Source organism: Arthrobacter sp. 08Y14 (genome assembly GCF_002929455.1).
In the GTDB taxonomy this organism is placed as follows: domain Bacteria; phylum Actinomycetota; class Actinomycetes; order Actinomycetales; family Micrococcaceae; genus Arthrobacter_B; species Arthrobacter_B sunyaminii.
The window spans coordinates 375461-390920 of the sequence record NZ_PJIX01000003.1 but is presented as its reverse complement, the minus strand read 5'-3'; the positions used below and the strand labels follow the sequence as shown (position 1 = coordinate 390920).

General features: G+C 65.5%; 14 protein-coding genes. 8 read left to right on the top strand and 6 right to left on the bottom strand.

The features are described from left to right. Position 1 precedes the first annotated feature (1 nt). Together CXR03_RS14260 and manA are read left to right on the top strand one after the other, a co-directional pair. On the top strand, positions 2–1654 hold the full coding sequence (locus CXR03_RS14260; RefSeq protein WP_104104410.1) for an LCP family protein: 1653 nt from the start codon (positions 2–4) through the stop codon (positions 1652–1654). A gap of 35 nt (positions 1655–1689) precedes the next feature. Beyond that, positions 1690–3087 (top strand): mannose-6-phosphate isomerase, class I, encoded by a 1398-nt coding sequence (gene manA / locus CXR03_RS14255; protein ID WP_104104409.1) that lies wholly within the window; start codon positions 1690–1692, stop codon positions 3085–3087. Between the two features lie 55 nt (positions 3088–3142). Here manA and CXR03_RS14250 read toward each other — a convergent pair whose 3' ends face one another. Further along, a complete protein-coding gene (locus CXR03_RS14250; protein WP_104104408.1) occupies positions 3143–4171 on the bottom strand; it encodes a peptidoglycan bridge formation glycyltransferase FemA/FemB family protein in 1029 nt (342 codons plus the stop codon). 77 nt (positions 4172–4248) lie between these two features. Between CXR03_RS14250 and CXR03_RS14245 the strand changes: the two genes are divergently transcribed. Beyond that, positions 4249–5100 (top strand): tryptophan-rich sensory protein, encoded by an 852-nt coding sequence (locus tag CXR03_RS14245; RefSeq protein ID WP_104104407.1) that lies wholly within the window; start codon positions 4249–4251, stop codon positions 5098–5100. Between the two features lie 64 nt (positions 5101–5164). Here CXR03_RS14245 and glpX read toward each other — a convergent pair whose 3' ends face one another. Next, complete coding sequence (gene glpX, locus CXR03_RS14240; protein WP_104055186.1) at positions 5165–6205, bottom strand: class II fructose-bisphosphatase; 1041 nt, start codon at positions 6203–6205, stop codon at positions 5165–5167. A 166-nt stretch (positions 6206–6371) separates the two neighbouring features. Between glpX and CXR03_RS14235 the strand changes: the two genes are divergently transcribed. The 5 genes from CXR03_RS14235 to CXR03_RS14215 all read left to right on the top strand — a co-directional run bounded on the left by CXR03_RS14235 (position 6372) and on the right by CXR03_RS14215 (position 11754). Then, positions 6372–6956, top strand: coding sequence for a DUF4245 domain-containing protein (locus tag CXR03_RS14235; protein WP_258073663.1), 585 nt, complete (start codon positions 6372–6374; stop codon positions 6954–6956). A gap of 35 nt (positions 6957–6991) precedes the next feature. Further along, positions 6992–7651: a carbonic anhydrase gene (locus CXR03_RS14230; protein WP_104104406.1), complete on the top strand. Its 660-nt coding sequence runs from the start codon at positions 6992–6994 to the stop codon at positions 7649–7651. 103 nt (positions 7652–7754) lie between these two features. Continuing rightward, the gene (locus CXR03_RS14225) at positions 7755–9176 is read left to right on the top strand and encodes a class II fumarate hydratase (protein WP_104104405.1); all 1422 of its coding nucleotides are present in this window, start codon (positions 7755–7757) and stop codon (positions 9174–9176) included. 158 nt (positions 9177–9334) lie between these two features. Continuing rightward, positions 9335–10006 carry a TetR/AcrR family transcriptional regulator gene (locus tag CXR03_RS14220; RefSeq protein WP_181034619.1) on the top strand — a complete coding sequence of 224 codons (672 nt, stop codon included), beginning with the start codon at positions 9335–9337 and terminating at the stop codon, positions 10004–10006. After that, positions 10003–11754, top strand: coding sequence for an MDR family MFS transporter (locus CXR03_RS14215; RefSeq protein ID WP_104104403.1), 1752 nt, complete (start codon positions 10003–10005; stop codon positions 11752–11754). Before CXR03_RS14220 ends, CXR03_RS14215 begins: the two co-directional genes overlap by 4 nt. A gap of 239 nt (positions 11755–11993) precedes the next feature. Here the strand turns inward: CXR03_RS14215 and CXR03_RS14210 are convergent, their stop codons facing one another. The 4 genes from CXR03_RS14210 to CXR03_RS14195 all read right to left on the bottom strand — a co-directional run bounded on the left by CXR03_RS14210 (position 11994) and on the right by CXR03_RS14195 (position 15412). Then, positions 11994–12464 carry an NUDIX domain-containing protein gene (locus tag CXR03_RS14210; protein WP_104104402.1) on the bottom strand — a complete coding sequence of 157 codons (471 nt, stop codon included), beginning with the start codon at positions 12462–12464 and terminating at the stop codon, positions 11994–11996. Between the two features lie 4 nt (positions 12465–12468). After that, the gene (locus CXR03_RS14205) at positions 12469–12981 is read right to left on the bottom strand and encodes an A24 family peptidase (protein WP_104104685.1); all 513 of its coding nucleotides are present in this window, start codon (positions 12979–12981) and stop codon (positions 12469–12471) included. Between the two features lie 72 nt (positions 12982–13053). Next, positions 13054–14385, bottom strand: a complete 1332-nt coding sequence (locus CXR03_RS14200; protein ID WP_258073662.1) for a PhoH family protein — start codon at positions 14383–14385, stop codon at positions 13054–13056. 265 nt (positions 14386–14650) lie between these two features. Next, positions 14651–15412, bottom strand: coding sequence for an isoprenyl transferase (locus CXR03_RS14195; protein ID WP_104104684.1), 762 nt, complete (start codon positions 15410–15412; stop codon positions 14651–14653). Positions 15413–15460 lie beyond the last annotated feature (48 nt).

Below are 15460 nucleotides of genomic sequence, written 5' to 3'. Positions count from 1 at the left end.
CATGGATCCGAGGAACAGAGAGAATGACGGCGCCGGCCTGCTGACGGATCCCGTGCGGAATCCGCAGTCGGCACCGCCGCACACCCGCACCAAACGGGCATTCATCCTGCTGCTGCTCACACTGGTGCTGCCCGGATCCGCCCAGGTTGTGGCCGGAAACCGCCGGCTGGGCAGGCGGGCCCTGCAGGTGACATTCACGGTCTGGGCCCTGGTCCTCGCCGCACTGGTGCTGGCCATGACCAACCGGATCATGCTGGTGAACCTTGTCACCAACGGCTGGACGTCTTTTGCCCTCATGGTGGTCCTGGGCCTGCTGGCCGTGGGCTGGGCCCTGCTGTTCCTGAACACGCTGCGCATCATCCGCCCGCCCCTGCTGGAGAGGCGGATGCGTCCCGTGATTGCCGGGCTGCTGGCCCTCCTGGTGGTCGGCACCAGCGGCGGGCTGGCTTACAGTGCCTACATGCTCAACGTCGGCCGCCACGCTGTTGGCAGCATCTTCGCCTCCGGCCCGTCGCTGGATCCGGTGGACGGCCGCTACAACTTCATGCTGATGGGCGGCGACGCCGGTGAGGACCGGACGGGCCTGCGCCCGGACAGCATGTCCGTGATCAGCGTGGATGCCAAGACCGGCAAGTCCATCACTTTCAGTCTTCCCCGCAACTTCCAGAACGCGCCGTTCCCGGCTGATTCACCCCTGGCCGAGGTGTATCCGGACGGCTACAACTGCGGAGACGAGTGCATCCTCAACAGCCTCTACCAGACGGTCATGGAAAACTATCCGGACCTCTATCCGGGCTCTGCTGACCCGGGCGCCGAAGCCATGATGGATGCAGCCTCCGGCATCCTGGACCTGGAGGTCCAGGCCTACGTCATCGTGGATATGGAAGGCTTCTCCAAACTCATTGACGCCATGGGCGGCATCACCATCAACGTCGGAGGCTGGGTTCCAATCACCGCCGGGGAAATCCCCGGCACCAACCGGCACTATCCCCCCGACGGCTGGATTGCCCCGGGCACCCAGAAAATGGACGGCTACACGGCGCTTTGGTACGCCCGGTCGCGGGAATTTGTCACCGACTACCACCGGATTGCCCGGCAGCAGTGCGTACAACAGGCCATGGTGGCCCAACTGGACCCCGCCACGCTTCTGACCCGCTTCCAGGCCATCGCCTCCGCCGGAGAGCAGATCGTCAAGACGGACCTTCCCCAGGATCAGCTCGGCAGCTTCCTCGACCTGGCCCTCAAGGCCAAGGGCCAGCCGATGGAGCGTCTCACCATCGGCCCGCCCGACTTCGGCACCGCTGCGGACAACTTTGTCACCTACCCGGACTTTGACCAGATCCATGCCCGCGTGGCAGGGATGATCTCCGGCCAGGCTGCGGAACCGGAACCGGCTGCACCCGCCGAGGCTCCTGCGGAGGAAGCACCTGCCGAGGAAACACCTGCCGAGGACAGCGGTGCCTCCGCACCGGAGACCGGAACGGACACCGGCGCCGATATTGGCACGGAAACGGGTGAGCTGGCGGAACCGGGGGCCAGTGCAGCCGAGCAGCCCGAAATTACCCAGGAGTATCTGCAGTACCTGGCTGAAATCCAGGACGATGCCACGCTGGGAACCCTGCTCAGCAACAATGGGAACTGCAGCCCGGGATAGCACTGCCACACCTGACGACCGCCGAAAAGAGAGCCATGTATCTGCTGAACAACACCCTCCGGCCCTACGCCTGGGGTTCGGTAACCGCCATGGCGGAACTTTTTGGCCGGGAGCCCTCCGGCGAGCCGGAAGCTGAACTGTGGATCGGCGCCCACCCGGGTGCGCCGTCGGCCCTGGTGCCGCCGGTGCCGGAGGCACAGACCCTGGACGAGCTGATCGCGGCGGATCCGCAGCAGATGCTCGGCCGGGAGACGGCGGCCGCCTTCGGCGGAGTCCTGCCCTTCCTTGCCAAGGTCCTGGCCGCGGGATCGCCGCTGTCCCTGCAGGTCCACCCCACCCGGGAGCAGGCGCAGGCCGGTTTTGCCGCCGAGGAGGCCGCAGGTCTGGACCGCGGCGCCTCGGACCGCAACTATAAAGACGAGAACCACAAGCCGGAAATGATCTTCGCGCTGACGCCTTTCGAAGCACTCTGCGGCTTCCGCGAACCGGATGAGGCGGCGGAGATCTTCCGGACCGTGGTCCGCGCAGTTTCCACGCAGAACAGCGGGGTTCCAGAGTTGCTGACCTGGGCGGTAAATGAGCTCTCCAGCGGCCATCCCGCACCGGACCGTCTGCAGCGTGTCTTCCGCGCCCTGATCGAAGGCGGCGAAGAGGTGCGCGAAGCTGTCCGTTTGGCCGCCGCCGCCCTCGATGCCGCCGGCACCGGTGACAGTGCCGCCGGTGACAGTGCCGCCGCCCTCTCCGCCGACGGAGAGCCCGCGCCGTATGCGAAGGAACTGGCCACAGCCGTGGAGCTGAACGCCTACTACCCCGGCGACCCCGGGGTGCTGCTGTCCCTGCTGTTGAACCGCGCGTCCCTGCAGCCCGGCGAGGCGGTGTATCTGCCAGCAGGCAACGTCCACGCCTACCTCAGCGGCCTGGGCATTGAGGTGATGGCATCCTCGGACAACGTGCTGCGCGGCGGACTGACCCCCAAGCACGTGGACGTCCCGGAACTGCTCAAGACGGTGGATTTCCGGCCTCTGGGCATCCCCGCGCTGAAACCGGTGTTCACCCAGATGGGACAGGAGCTTTACCGTCCCCCGTTCGCGGAGTTCATGCTGCAGCGGATCGAACTCGAACAACGCGCACAGGACACGGGTGAGGGCTACTCCCCCGCTGCGTCCATGTCCGGCTCCGATGTGTCGGTGCTGCAAAACGGGCCAACCGTGGTGATCGTGGTGCGGGGCACCGTGGTCCTGGATTCCCCCAAGGGCGACCTCGTGCTGGAGACCGGACAAAGCGCGTTCATCCCGGCCGCCGAAGCGCCGGTCATCGCCAAGCTGTCAGCCCATTCGGCCCAGCATGACGACGGCGCCCTCGCCTTTGCCGTGACTGTGGGCTCCACGGACGCGGACCTGCCCGACCCCGCGGCCCCGCACCTGGACATCTAGCTGCCGCTTCGCGAGAGTTCCCGCATGGGCTCGACACTCGGCGGGCGAGGACACCCTACCGGCGGATTTTGGCCTTGGCCGCTCCGGCCAGTCCGCGCAGCTTCCGCAGGCCGTTCTTGGCCAGCGGCAGGGCCGTGGTGAAGACCGGGTACAGCGGAGAGAGCGGCTTGTCCCAGGTCCCGGCCAGCTGGTTCTCGTGCTTGGCCCAGCCCATCTTGAACTTGGACACGCCGTCATTGAGCAGTCCGTTGAAGTCGTAGCGGATAATGCCGCGTTCCTTCATGTCCCGGATAGCGTGCCACTTCAGCGCATAGTTGGCGCGCAGGTGCTCACCCTCTTCGGTCATGCCGCCATAGAGCTCAAACGAGGTGTGAGCGCTGGTGGACAGCCACAGGAAGGCGACGACGTCGTTCCCGCTGAATGCCGCGTACACCGGCGAATCCTCGCCCAGGTTGTCGAAGATATCCAGGTAATAGCCGTCTTCGTGGATGCCGAAACCTGCACGCTCGGCGGTCTGCTTGTACACCGCAAGGCACTGGGGAATCTCGACCCGCGTCACGCGGCGGTACTCCAGCGCCTCGCGCCCGGACTTGCGGATGTACTGGCGGTGTTTCTTGGACATGTCCGCAAGCAGTTCGTCCTCGGTCCGGGAAAGATCCAGGATCAGGGTGCGGCCAATCAGGATGGTATTGGGGGAAGCCTTGAACCCGGCGCCGGGCAGCCCGGCGGCGATCTCGCCGTCGGCGTCCCAATCCGGTTCAATGCTCAGCGCCACCGGACCGTGGGCTTTCTTGACATAGTCGCTGACCGAACCGAGGACCTCGAGCTCACGGCCGGGAACAGACTGCGGGCCGCGCGGGATGTAGGCGAGTGCCTTGAACGGGAACGGCAGCCGGCGCAGCAGCACCTGCGCGGCGCCCACCACCTTGCCGCCGTCGTCCTCGATCAGCAGCCGGTCCACGCTCCAGTTGTGTTCAGCCTTGGTCTTGCCCCAGCCCCACAACTGCTGCGGATGTCCGTTGAAGCTGTTGACGGCTTCGTTCCAGCGGGCGGAATCGGAACAGGGTGTAACGCGCAGTGTCATGCTTTCCAGCCTACCGGGGGTTGCCGAAGCTCCCGGCGCGCCTCCCCTGTGGTCCCGGCCACTTGTTACGCTCGACTATGACTACTTCAACTCCAGGCACCCGTCCCCCGGCCTCGCGAGGAAATGATCTTGCCCGGCAGCTAACGGTCACTGTCTGCTACGTCATCTGCATAGTCGGTTCCGTCATCGGCGTGGGCGTGTTTGGCGGCACGCCCATCGCCGAGGCGGCCGGCGGCGCACTGAACGCTGACGCCACCTATCTCGCCCCTGCCAGCGGTGCCTTCTCCATCTGGTCCGTGATTTACACCGGCCTGGGCTTGTACACCATCTGGCAGTGGCTGCCGTCCCAGCGGTCCTCCGAACGCCAGCGTTCGCTGGGCTGGCTGGTTGCCGCTTCGCTGGTCCTGAACGCCGCGTGGATCCTGACGGTCCAGGCCGGCTGGGTGGCCGTGAGCGTGCTGGTCATCGTGGCCCTGCTCGTGGTCCTCGCGGTCTGCTTCGCCAGCTACTCCCGGACGCCGGCGGCCAACTGGATTGAGGCCATTGCCGTGGACGGAACCCTGGGCCTGTATCTGGGCTGGGTGGCGGTGGCCACCTGCGCCAACACTGCCGCAGCCCTGACCGACGCCGGTTTCGACGGCTTTGGTCTCGCCCCGGAAGTCTGGTCCGTCGGTATCCTGGCCGTCGTCGCGGCCATTGGCGTGGCGCTGGCAGCCTTCGGCCGCGGACGGCTGGCCCCTGCAGCCGCGCTGTCCTGGGGCCTGTCGTGGATTGCCGTGTCCCGCCTCAACGGCGAACTGCTGTCCACCGGAACAGCCATTGCCGCGATTGCCGCGGCCGCCGTCGTCGCCCTTGCCGCTATTGTGTACCGGGTCATTGGCCGCAACCGGATTCCCGCCGCCGCGGCGGCATCCGGCGCATACCGGTAACCAGCCGCCGGGCAGCAAAAAGCCCCGGAATAGATTCCGGGGCTTCTCGCTGGTGGGCTGCTGCCTACTTCAGGCGGGCGTAGGACTCCCACTTGTGTGACTGGTGCTCGCCGTCCACCACACGGATGGTTCCGGACTTGGAACGCATCACGATGGACTGCGTAAGCACACGGTCCTTGCTGTAGCGCACGCCGCGGACCAGGTCGCCGTCGGTGATGCCGGTGGCCGCGAAGTAGCAGTTGTCGCTGGTGACCAGGTCATTGGTGGTCATGACGCGGTCCAGGTCGTGGCCGGCGTCGATCGCCTTCTGCTTCTCCTCATCCGAGGTGGGCCACAGCCGGCCCTGGATGACGCCGCCGAGGGTTTTGATGGCGCAGGCCGTGATGATGCCTTCGGGGGTGCCGCCGATACCCATCAGGGCGTCGACGTCGGTGCCCTCGCGGGCCGCTGCGATGCCGCCGGCAACGTCGCCGTCCATCAGCATCCGGGTGCGGGCACCGGCGTCGCGGATTTCCTGCACCAGGGGCTTGTGCCGGTCCCGGTCCAGGATCATCACGTTCAACTGGTTGATCTTCTTGCCCTTGGCCTTGGCGATCAGGTGCAGGTTCTGCTTGACCGGCAGGCGCAGGTCCACCATGTCGGCGGCTTCGGGGCCGGTGATCAGTTTTTCCATGTAGAACACGGCGGAGGGGTCAAACATGGTGCCGCGCTCGGCCACGGCCAGCACGGCCACGGCGTTGTTGAGGCCCAGCGCCGTCAGGCGGGTGCCGTCGATCGGGTCCACGGCGACGTCGCACAGGGCGCCGGTGCCGTCACCGACGTGCTCGCCGTTGTACAGCATGGGGGCTTCGTCTTTTTCGCCTTCACCAATAACCACAACACCGTTGAAGTGCACCGTGGAAATCAGGGAACGCATGGCGTCGACGGCAGCGCCGTCCGCCGCGTTCTTGTCGCCGAAGCCCACCCAGTGGCCGCCGGCAATGGCGGCTGCCTCGGTGACCCGGACCAGTTCCAGGGCCAGATTCCGGTCCGGCTCGTCGTCGCCTACTGCCAGGGCGGGGGAAAGTGTGGAGTACTGAGCGCCTTTGGACACGTCTAACCTCATCTTCGAAATTTCGATGCGAACCGCTTGGCGATTAACCAAAAACGGATGATCCTTGCTCCGATCATAGTCGGTGTGGCCTGCACCACCGCCAACCGCGCCACATTTGGCCTGTTGCGTTGACCGGCCCGACTAGGAGTTGCAGGCCCGGATAAGCGATCATGGAAAGGTGAGTGAGCAGCAGCAGGACCAAGAGACGCCCGTAACCCCGGTACTGACCCAGAAGCAGGCCAAGCGTGCCAATGCCACGGTGATCGGCATGCTGATCGCCACCGGCATTACGGTGCTGCTGGTCCTGATTCCGGTGCTGCTGAACCCCGCCCCCAAGATGCAGGTCCGCAGTGTCGACGTAAAGGCAACCGCGTCGCAGGCGGCCGGAGATGCCGGGTACGCACCCCTGGCGCCGGATCTGCCCGAGGGCTGGAGCGCCAACTACGCCCGCTGGGAAGCCACCGGCAGTGCCGGCGTACCCGTCTGGGAAGTGGGTTATGTCACTGAAGGCATGGAATTCATCCGCCTGTCCGAGACCGACGCCGGCAACCCCACCTGGATTGCCCAGACCTCCGGCGATGCGAAGGTTGCCGGAGAGCGCACTGCCGGCGGACAGACCTGGGAGCTGCGGGACTCAGCGGACGGCAAGGCCAGCATGGTGCTGGAGCTGAACGGCTTGACCGTGGTCCTCACGGGCGAGGCAGATCTTGCCGAGTTTGATGTCCTCGCAGAAGCGGTAGTCAGCGACCTTAGTAACGATTAACTGCCCGGTGCGGTGCCGGGGTTACGCTAAGACCTGTGAATGAACCCACCGCTTCAGCAATAACACCCGCCCAGGCCTGGCAGACGCTGCGGGAAGGCAATGCCCGCTTTGTCGCCGGTCAGTCCTCACATCCGAACCAGGACGCCAGCAGGCGCAGCTCCCTCGTCCACGAACAAAACCCCTTTGCCGTCATCTTCGGCTGTTCCGACTCCCGGCTCGCCGCCGAGATCATCTTCGACCTTGGCCTCGGCGACGCCTTCGTGATCCGCACCGCCGGTCAGGTGATCGACGACGCCGTCCTCGGCTCCCTGGAGTACAGCGTCGCCAAGCTCGGCGTGCCGCTCATTCTGGTGCTGGGCCATGACAGCTGCGGCGCGGTGACCGAAGCCAAGCGCACGGTGGACACGGGCGAGATGCCCGGCGGGCACCTGCGCAACCTCGTGGAACGGATCACGCCATCCGTCCTCGCTGCCCAGCGCAACGGACTCACCGAGGTCAACGACATGGTGGTGGAGCACACCAAGCAGACCGCCGCCCGCCTGGTCGAAAGTTCCTCCATCATTTCCGCAGCCGTCGAGGAAGGCCGAACCGCAGTCATCGGTGTCTCCTACCGGCTGGCCGAAGGCGCAGCAGACCTGGTCTCCGGATACGGCGCCCTCACCCACCCCGCCGTCGTGCGTTCACCCGCTTCCTGACCCCAGCGGCCCCGGATCACGGTGCCGGGGACGGAACAAGAGCGGCGTCACCGGACGACCGCGCGTTTCTGCCCCGGCGCCCTCGGATACTAGGCTTGGGACCATGACTTCTGACACTCCTGAATACCGCATCGAACATGACACCATGGGCGAGGTCCGGGTCCCGGTCAACGCCCTGTACCGCGCACAGACCCAGCGCGCCGTCGAGAACTTCCCCATCTCGGGCAAGCCGCTGGACGACGCACACATCGAGGCACTGGCCCGCATCAAGAAGGCGGCCGCCACCGCCAACGCCGAACTGGGAGTGCTCGACGACGAGCGCGCCAAGGCGATTGCTGCTGCTGCCGATGAGGTTGCCGCCGGACAGCACTACGACCAGTTCCCGATCGACGTGTTCCAGACCGGTTCCGGCACGTCCTCGAACATGAACACCAACGAGGTCCTCGCCGAACTCGCCAGCCGCGCGCTCAAGGCCGCCGGGAGCGAGACCACGGTTCACCCGAACGACCACGTCAACGCCTCGCAGTCCTCCAACGATGTCTTCCCCACCTCCGTGCACGTGGCCGCCACCTCGGCCCTGATCAACAACCTGATCCCGGCCCTGGAACACCTGGCCGCTTCCCTGGAGCGCAAGGCTGAAGAGTTCAAGGACGTCGTCAAGTCCGGCCGCACCCACCTCATGGATGCCACCCCGGTGACCCTGGGCCAGGAATTCGGCGGTTACGCCGCTCAGGTCCGCTACGGCATCGAGCGCGTTCAGGCCTCCCTCCCCCGCGTCGCCGAAGTTCCGCTGGGCGGCACCGCCGTCGGCACCGGCATCAACACCCCGGCCGGTTTCCCGCAGCGCGTGATCGAACTGCTGGCTGCCGACACCGGCCTGCCGCTGACCGAAGCCCGGGACCACTTTGAATCCCAGGCCAACCGCGACGCCCTCGTTGAGGTCTCCGGCATGCTGCGCACCATCGCAGTGTCCTTCTCCAAGATCGCCAACGACCTGCGCTGGATGGGCTCCGGCCCCAACACCGGCCTGGGCGAGATCGCCATCCCCGACCTGCAGCCGGGCTCCTCGATCATGCCGGGCAAGGTCAACCCCGTCATTTCCGAGGCCGTCATGCAGGTGGCCGCACAGGTTGTGGGCAACGACGCCGCCATCGCCTGGGCAGGCACCTTCGGCTACTTCGAGCTCAACGTCGGCATCCCCGTCATCGCCTCGAACCTGCTGGAATCGATCCGCCTGCTGGCCAACTCCTCTGTCATCATGGCGGACAAGATGATCGACGGCATCGAAGCCAATGTGGAGCGCGCCCGCTACCTGGCCGAGGCTTCCCCGTCCATCGTGACGCCGCTGAACAAGTACATCGGCTACGAGAACGCTGCCAAGATCGCCAAGTTCGCGGTCAAGGAAGGCAAGACCATCCGCCAGTCCGTCGTCGAACTCGGTTTCGTCGAGCGCGGCGAGGTCACCGAGGAACAGCTTGACGCTGCCCTTGACGTCCTCTCCATGACGAAGCCGCCACAGGCTTAGTCCCGCAGCTTTCCCCAGTAACACCGCAGGTCCGCCGCCCTAAGCGGCAACCGCGCGGCAGCAGGGCATCCGGCCGAGTGGCCGGGTGCCCTGCTGCATGAGTTGGCACAGAACCACCGGGATTGCACTCTGATTCACACGGTGCAAAACTTTACTTTGTGACCGATAGTGCATTAACAGAGGGCGTCGGCCTGCGTGAGCGCAAGCGCACCGCCACCAAGCTTGCCATCATTACCGCTGCCCGCATCCTGACCGCCGAATGCGGCTTTTCGGGTTACACCGTGGAGGAACTCTGCGAGAAGGTCGGCATCTCCCGGCGGACGTTCTTTAACTACTTTCCCGCGAAGGAAGACGCCGTCCTCGGTTCACCGGCGGATGAAATTCCCGCTGATCTTGCCGAGGAATTCATTGCGCGCGGCGCCTCGTCGGGCCGGGACACCATCTCGCCCTCCCTCCTGTCCGACTTCGTGGATTTTGCCGCTGCCATGATGGACCGGATGGTCATGTCCCGTGACCAAATGGTGCAGTTGAAACTGGCCGTCGCCGCCGAGCCCCGCCTCCTGGAAAAGGTACTTCACGGGTCACAGGAAGCCGAGGAGGCGTTCGCCGCCCTCCTGTCGGCGCGGGAAGGGCTTCCACCCGCCGACCCGAAGATCCAAGCCGCCCTGGCACTGTTCACCGCACTGGCCCAACGTGCCGGGCCTGCGTTCTTCGACCCGGGAAACTCCCGCCCCTACCGCGAAATACTCTCCGAAGCCGTCAACGCCATGCACGAAGTGATTTCCGCCGCTTCTCCCCTGCCCCACCCCTCATCCAAGGACCCTTCATGACCGCCACCGACACGCAGGGCTCCGCGCCGCTGCTGTTGACCCAGAAACGCATCTGGATCATTTTCTCCGCGCTGATCGCAGGCATGCTGCTTTCCAGCCTGGACCAGACCATCGTGTCCACCGCCATGCCCACCATCGTGGGCGAACTGGGCGGCGTTGAGCACCAGACCTGGATCACCACCGCTTATCTGCTGGCCACCACCATCGTGATGCCGATCTACGGCAAATTCGGCGACGTGCTGGGCCGGCGCAATCTTTTCCTCTTCGCGATTGCCCTGTTTACGCTGGCGTCCGTCGGCTGCGCCTTTGCCACTGACTTCTGGGGCTTCGTCATCTTCCGCGCCGTCCAGGGCCTGGGCGGCGGCGGTCTGATGATCCTGTCCCAGGCCATCATCGCGGACATTGTGCCGGCCAACGAGCGCGGCAAGTACCTCGGCCCGCTCGGCGGCATCTTTGGCCTCTCCGCCGTCGCCGGCCCCCTCCTCGGCGGGTTCTTCGTGGACCACATGACGTGGCAGTGGGCGTTCTACATCAACATTCCGATTGGCATCATTGCTTTCCTGGTCGCGTTCTTCACCCTGACCCTGCCGAGCAAGAAGGCGACCAAGCGCATTGACGTCGGCGGCGTGGTGCTCCTGTCGATCGCCACGACCTGCCTGATCTTCTTCACCGATTTCGGCGGCCGCGCCGACCACGGCTGGACGGACCCGCTGACCCAGTCCTTCGGCGCCGGCATGCTGGTTGCCGCCGTCCTGTTCGTCATGGTCGAAAACCGGGTGGCGGACCCGATCATTCCGATGAGCCTGTTTCGGAACCCGATCTTCATCAACAGCACCGCCATCGGTTTCACCCTCGGTATGGGCATGTTCGCAGCACTGGCGTTCGTGCCGACCTTCCTGCAGATGTCCACCGGCACCTCGGCAGCCGTATCCGGCCTGCTGATGCTGCCGATGATGGTGGGCATGATGGGCACCTCGATCTACTCGGGGCTGGCCATCACCAAAACCGGCAAGTACAAGAAATACCCGATCATGGGCGCTTCCCTGGTCATTGTCGCGATGCTGTGGATGACCACGCTGTCCGCCGAAACCCCGGTCTGGGTGATCTGCGCCCAGCTGTTCGTTTTCGGCGCCGGCCTGGGCTACATCATGCAGGTGGTGGTCCTGGTGGTGCAGAACTCCGTACCGGTGGATCAGATCGGTACGGCCACTTCCAGCAACAACTACTTCAGGGAGGTTGGCGCCTCCCTGGGCGTGGCCATTTTCGGTGCCATGTTCACCTCGCGCCTGTCCGAAAACCTGATGGATGTGTTCACCAAGGCAGGGTTCGATCCCTCCGCTGCGGACGAGGCCACCGCCACCCTGCAGCCGGCCGTGATGAACGACCTGCCTGAACCGGTCCGGGACGGGATCGTCACCGCTTACGCCGATTCCCTGGCCCCGGTGTTCTGGTACCTCATTCCGTTCCTGGTGATCGCCCTGATCCTGGCACTGTTCCTGAAGCAGATTCCCCTCTCCGATGTAGCCGGCATGGTGGCCCGCGGTGAAGCCGTGGGCGGTGCCGACGCAGACCGCCTCGAAGCCGAGCGATTGGCCGCCCTGCAGGGCGGAACGCCCGGAACCGGGAAGGCATCCGCTGCTACTGACACCGGTCCGGGGTTCCCGTCCGACTCGGGCGCCGGCTCCAATTCCGGCTCCAACCCCACTTCCGGCTCCAATCCAGGCTCCGGTCGCCCTGGCGCGGACTAGTGCCGCCTCCGGCCGTTTCAGGGCGGCAGTCCGCCCCGGGCAAAAGTGACCGGTTTGAGCAAGAGCAACAGGTTTGAGCAAAAGTGACCGGTTTGAGCAAGAGCGACCGTTTTGGGAATGTGCTGCCGCCGCGCACCGGTAGCACATTCCCAAAACGGTCGCGGAAGCCCAGAGCGGGTATGAAAATCCCCCGGGACCGACGGCGTTTAGGCCTCCGTCTCGACCTGTCGAAGCGGCGCTCAGCGGTCAAACGCGGGGACGCCGTCGGCCTTCAGCGCCAGGTCCAGCAGCATCCGGTGCCGTTCACTGAGCTCGGGCAGGTTATCCAGGGCAAACCAGCCGACGTCGGTGGATTCGTCGTCGTTCACTCTCGCCTGGCCGCTCACATAGCGGCAGCGGAACCCCACGTTCAGGAACGTGCACTGATCTCCGTTGGGAAACGTGATGGGTCCGTGGGAGCCAACGTGGATGAGGTGCTCAATTTCCGCTGTGACGCCTGTTTCCTCGTGGACTTCCCGCAGGGTGCCAGCCGCAGGTTCCTCCCCCGGCTCCAGCATTCCGGTGACCAGGGTCCAGCGGCCGTTGTCGGTCCGGCGGACCAGCAGCACCTGGCGGTCCTCGTTCAGGACAACACCGGTAATCCCGGGCAGCCACAGGAGTTCATGGCCGATTTTTTCGCGCAGGGACAGGACAAAATCTGGCGTAGGCATTGTCCTACTGTAGGCCAGGCAGTGCCATGGCGAGCGCGGCGCCGGCCAGCATGAACGGACCGAAAGCGATGGAGGTTTTCGCCGTTCCCCGCTTGGACAGGATCAGCCACATCCCCCACAGCCCGCCCAGGAGGAAAGCAGCAAAGGTGCCTGCCAGCACGTGCCCCCAGCTGAAAAAGCCCAGCCAGAGCCCCAGGACACCGGCCAGTTTCACGTCGCCGAAGCCCAGCCCCGAGGGACTGCCGAACCGCAGCAGGAAGTACGCGCTCCACAGCACGACGCCGGCCAGCACCATCCCGGGGATGCGGGACGCTTCGCCGGCGGCCAGGGCAGCTGCACCCAGCAGGACCGCTGACACGGGATAGGCCGGCAGCACGATCCGGTTGGGCAAGCGGTGGGTGGCCGCATCAACGGCGGCAAGGCGCACCGCCAGCACCACAAAGTACACGGCCGCTGCGCACAGTACCCAGAAGGCAGCTCCGCCCATTGACCAGTATTCCCCCAGGATCCCCACCATGGGCTCACGGTACGCCATCACCGCCGCCTCCGGCCCGGGGCGGTCCCGTCCTGTGGACAAGACCGCGGCGGGTCAGCCGATCTGCCCCTCCTCCAGCAGTTCCGTCACCAGCGCGGCAATCGGCGAGCGCTCGGAGCGCGTCAGAGTGATGTGCCCAAACAGCGGATGGCCCTTCAGCGTCTCAACGACGGCGGCCACCCCGTCGTGGCGCCCCACCCGCAGGTTGTCGCGCTGCGCCACGTCGTGGGTGAGGACCACGCGTGAGTTCTGTCCGATCCGGGACAGCACGGTCAGGAGCACATTCTTTTCCAGTGACTGTGCCTCATCCACGATGACAAAGGAATCATGCAGGGACCGGCCGCGGATATGGGTCAGTGGAAGGACCTCCAGCATGTCCCGGTCCAGGACCTCCTCCAGCACCTCCTTGGACACCAGCGCCTCGAGTGTGTCGAACACTGCCTGTCCCCACGGCCCCATCTTGTCGGCCTCCGTGCCGGGCAGGTAGCCCAGCTCCTGGCCGCCGACGGCATACAGCGGACGGAAGACCACCACCTTGCGGTGTTCCCGGCGCTCCAGCACGGCTTCCAGCCCGGCGCACAGGGCCAGGGCGGACTTGCCGGTGCCCGCGCGGCCGCCGAGGGACACAATTCCCACCTCCGAGTCCATCAGCAGGTCGATCGCCAGCCGCTGCTCGGCCGAACGCCCGTGCAGGCCAAACACATCACGGTCCCCGCGGACCAGCCGCACCTGCTTGTCAGCGCCAACCCGTCCCAGCGCGGAGCCCCTGCCGGAGAGCAGGACCACCCCGGTGTTCACCGGCAGTTCGGCCGCTGCCGGAATGAACACGGGACGGTGTTCATACAGGCCGTCCACGTCGGCTTCGGCAACATCCAGTTCGACGACGCCGGTCCAGCCCGTGTCACGGACAAGATCGCTGCGGTACTCGTCGGTTTTCAGTCCCACGGCGGAGGCCTTGACCCGCATGGGCAGGTCCTTGGAGACGACTGTGATGTTGCGCCCCTCGTCGGCCAGGTTCCGGGCCACGGCGAGGATGCGGCTGTCATTGTCGGTTCCGCGGATGCCTGCCGGAAGGACATCCACCGACACATGGTTCAGTTCCACCCGCAGGGTGCCCCCGGAATCGCCCAGCGGGATGGGCTTGCTCAGCCCGCCGTGCTCAATCCGCAGGTCATCCAACAGGCGCAGGGCGGCCCGGGCAAAATAGCCCAGTTCGGGATCATGGCGCTTTTTCTCCAATTCGGTAATGACGACCAGCGGAACAATCACTTCATGTTCGGCGAAACGCAGGATGGCCCTGGGGTCCGAGAGCAGGACCGAGGTGTCCAGCACATAGCCGGCCTGGTCGACGTCGGGAGCGGTTCGCGGGGAAGAAGAAAGGGCCACGGAGACTCCAGTCAGGGGCAGCGCCCCGGATAGCTGGGCGGGGAGGTCCGCAGGCCGGGAAAGGCCTGGCTGCGGCCTTTCTGCAACACTCTGTTGAGCATCCGGCCTCCGGTTCCATCAGCGGGTCGCTGATCAATAGCACCAAGGTACGCCGCTTAGGTCCCGGGCCGCAGCAGGACACGGCCCGGTTTTTATCTGCCCGCCCGGAGTTAATCTGCTGTTCACACGGCGGCGGTCCGGCGGGTCCGCAACCGGGAAAGGGTCCTTAAGAACCGAAGCGGCGCTGCCGGTTGGCGTAGTCACGCAGGGCACGCAGGAAGTCCACCCGGCGGAAGTCCGGCCAGAGTGCTTCACAGAAATAGAACTCGCTGTACGCGCTTTGCCACATGAGGAACCCGGAGAGCCGCTGTTCGCCCGAGGTGCGGATGACCAGTTCCGGGTCCGGCTGGCCGCGTGTGTAGAGATACTCCGAAATCTGCGTATCGCACAGTTCCTCGGTGATCTCCTCGATCGATTTACCGTGGGCGGCGGCGTCATGCAGCAGTTCTTTGACCGCGTCCACAATCTCCCGGCGGCCGCCGTAGCCAATGGCGACGTTGACGTGCAGCCCGTCGGCGCCGCTGGTGCTGGCGCCCAGTGCGTTGAGCTTTTCGGCGAGGTTGGCGGGGAGAATGTCCAGGGCTCCGACGGCGTTGACCCGCAGGTCCCCCTTCTCTCCCAGCCGGTCCAGGGTGTTGCCAATGATGTCCAGGAGCGGATCGAGTTCGTCCGGGCTCCGGTTCAGGTTGTCGGTGGAGAGCATGTACAGCGTCACCCGGCGCACACCGAGTTCCTGGCACCAGCCCAGGAACTCCAGGATCTTGTCCGCGCCGGCCTGGTGGCCGTCCGCCGTGGGGGCACCTGCCAGTTTCGCCCAGCGCCGGTTGCCGTCCACCATGACGCCAATATGCTCGGGAATGCGGTCCGGGCTGAGGCTTCGGCGCAGCTTGCGTTCGTAGAAGGCATACACAACGCCCGGGAACCTCATGCGGAGCTGCACCTGCCTGTCCTGTCCTGCGGAAAGAAAAACGTCTCC

What these genes read in the sequence shown, in the direction of transcription:
- CXR03_RS14215 (WP_104104403.1), top strand. Translation starts at nt 10,003, where the DNA reads ATGACCGCCACCGACACGCAGGGCTCCGCGCCGCTGCTGTTGACCCAG.
- manA (WP_104104409.1), top strand. Translation starts at nt 1,690, where the DNA reads ATGTATCTGCTGAACAACACCCTCCGGCCCTACGCCTGGGGTTCGGTA.
- CXR03_RS14210 (WP_104104402.1), bottom strand. Translation starts at nt 12,464, where the DNA reads ATGCCTACGCCAGATTTTGTCCTGTCCCTGCGCGAAAAAATCGGCCAT.
- glpX (WP_104055186.1), bottom strand. Translation starts at nt 6,205, where the DNA reads ATGAGGTTAGACGTGTCCAAAGGCGCTCAGTACTCCACACTTTCCCCC.
- CXR03_RS14250 (WP_104104408.1), bottom strand. Translation starts at nt 4,171, where the DNA reads ATGACACTGCGCGTTACACCCTGTTCCGATTCCGCCCGCTGGAACGAA.
- CXR03_RS14195 (WP_104104684.1), bottom strand. Translation starts at nt 15,412, where the DNA reads ATGAGGTTCCCGGGCGTTGTGTATGCCTTCTACGAACGCAAGCTGCGC.
- CXR03_RS14245 (WP_104104407.1), top strand. Translation starts at nt 4,249, where the DNA reads ATGACTACTTCAACTCCAGGCACCCGTCCCCCGGCCTCGCGAGGAAAT.
- CXR03_RS14225 (WP_104104405.1), top strand. Translation starts at nt 7,755, where the DNA reads ATGACTTCTGACACTCCTGAATACCGCATCGAACATGACACCATGGGC.
- CXR03_RS14205 (WP_104104685.1), bottom strand. Translation starts at nt 12,981, where the DNA reads ATGGTGGGGATCCTGGGGGAATACTGGTCAATGGGCGGAGCTGCCTTC.
- CXR03_RS14260 (WP_104104410.1), top strand. Translation starts at nt 2, where the DNA reads ATGGATCCGAGGAACAGAGAGAATGACGGCGCCGGCCTGCTGACGGAT.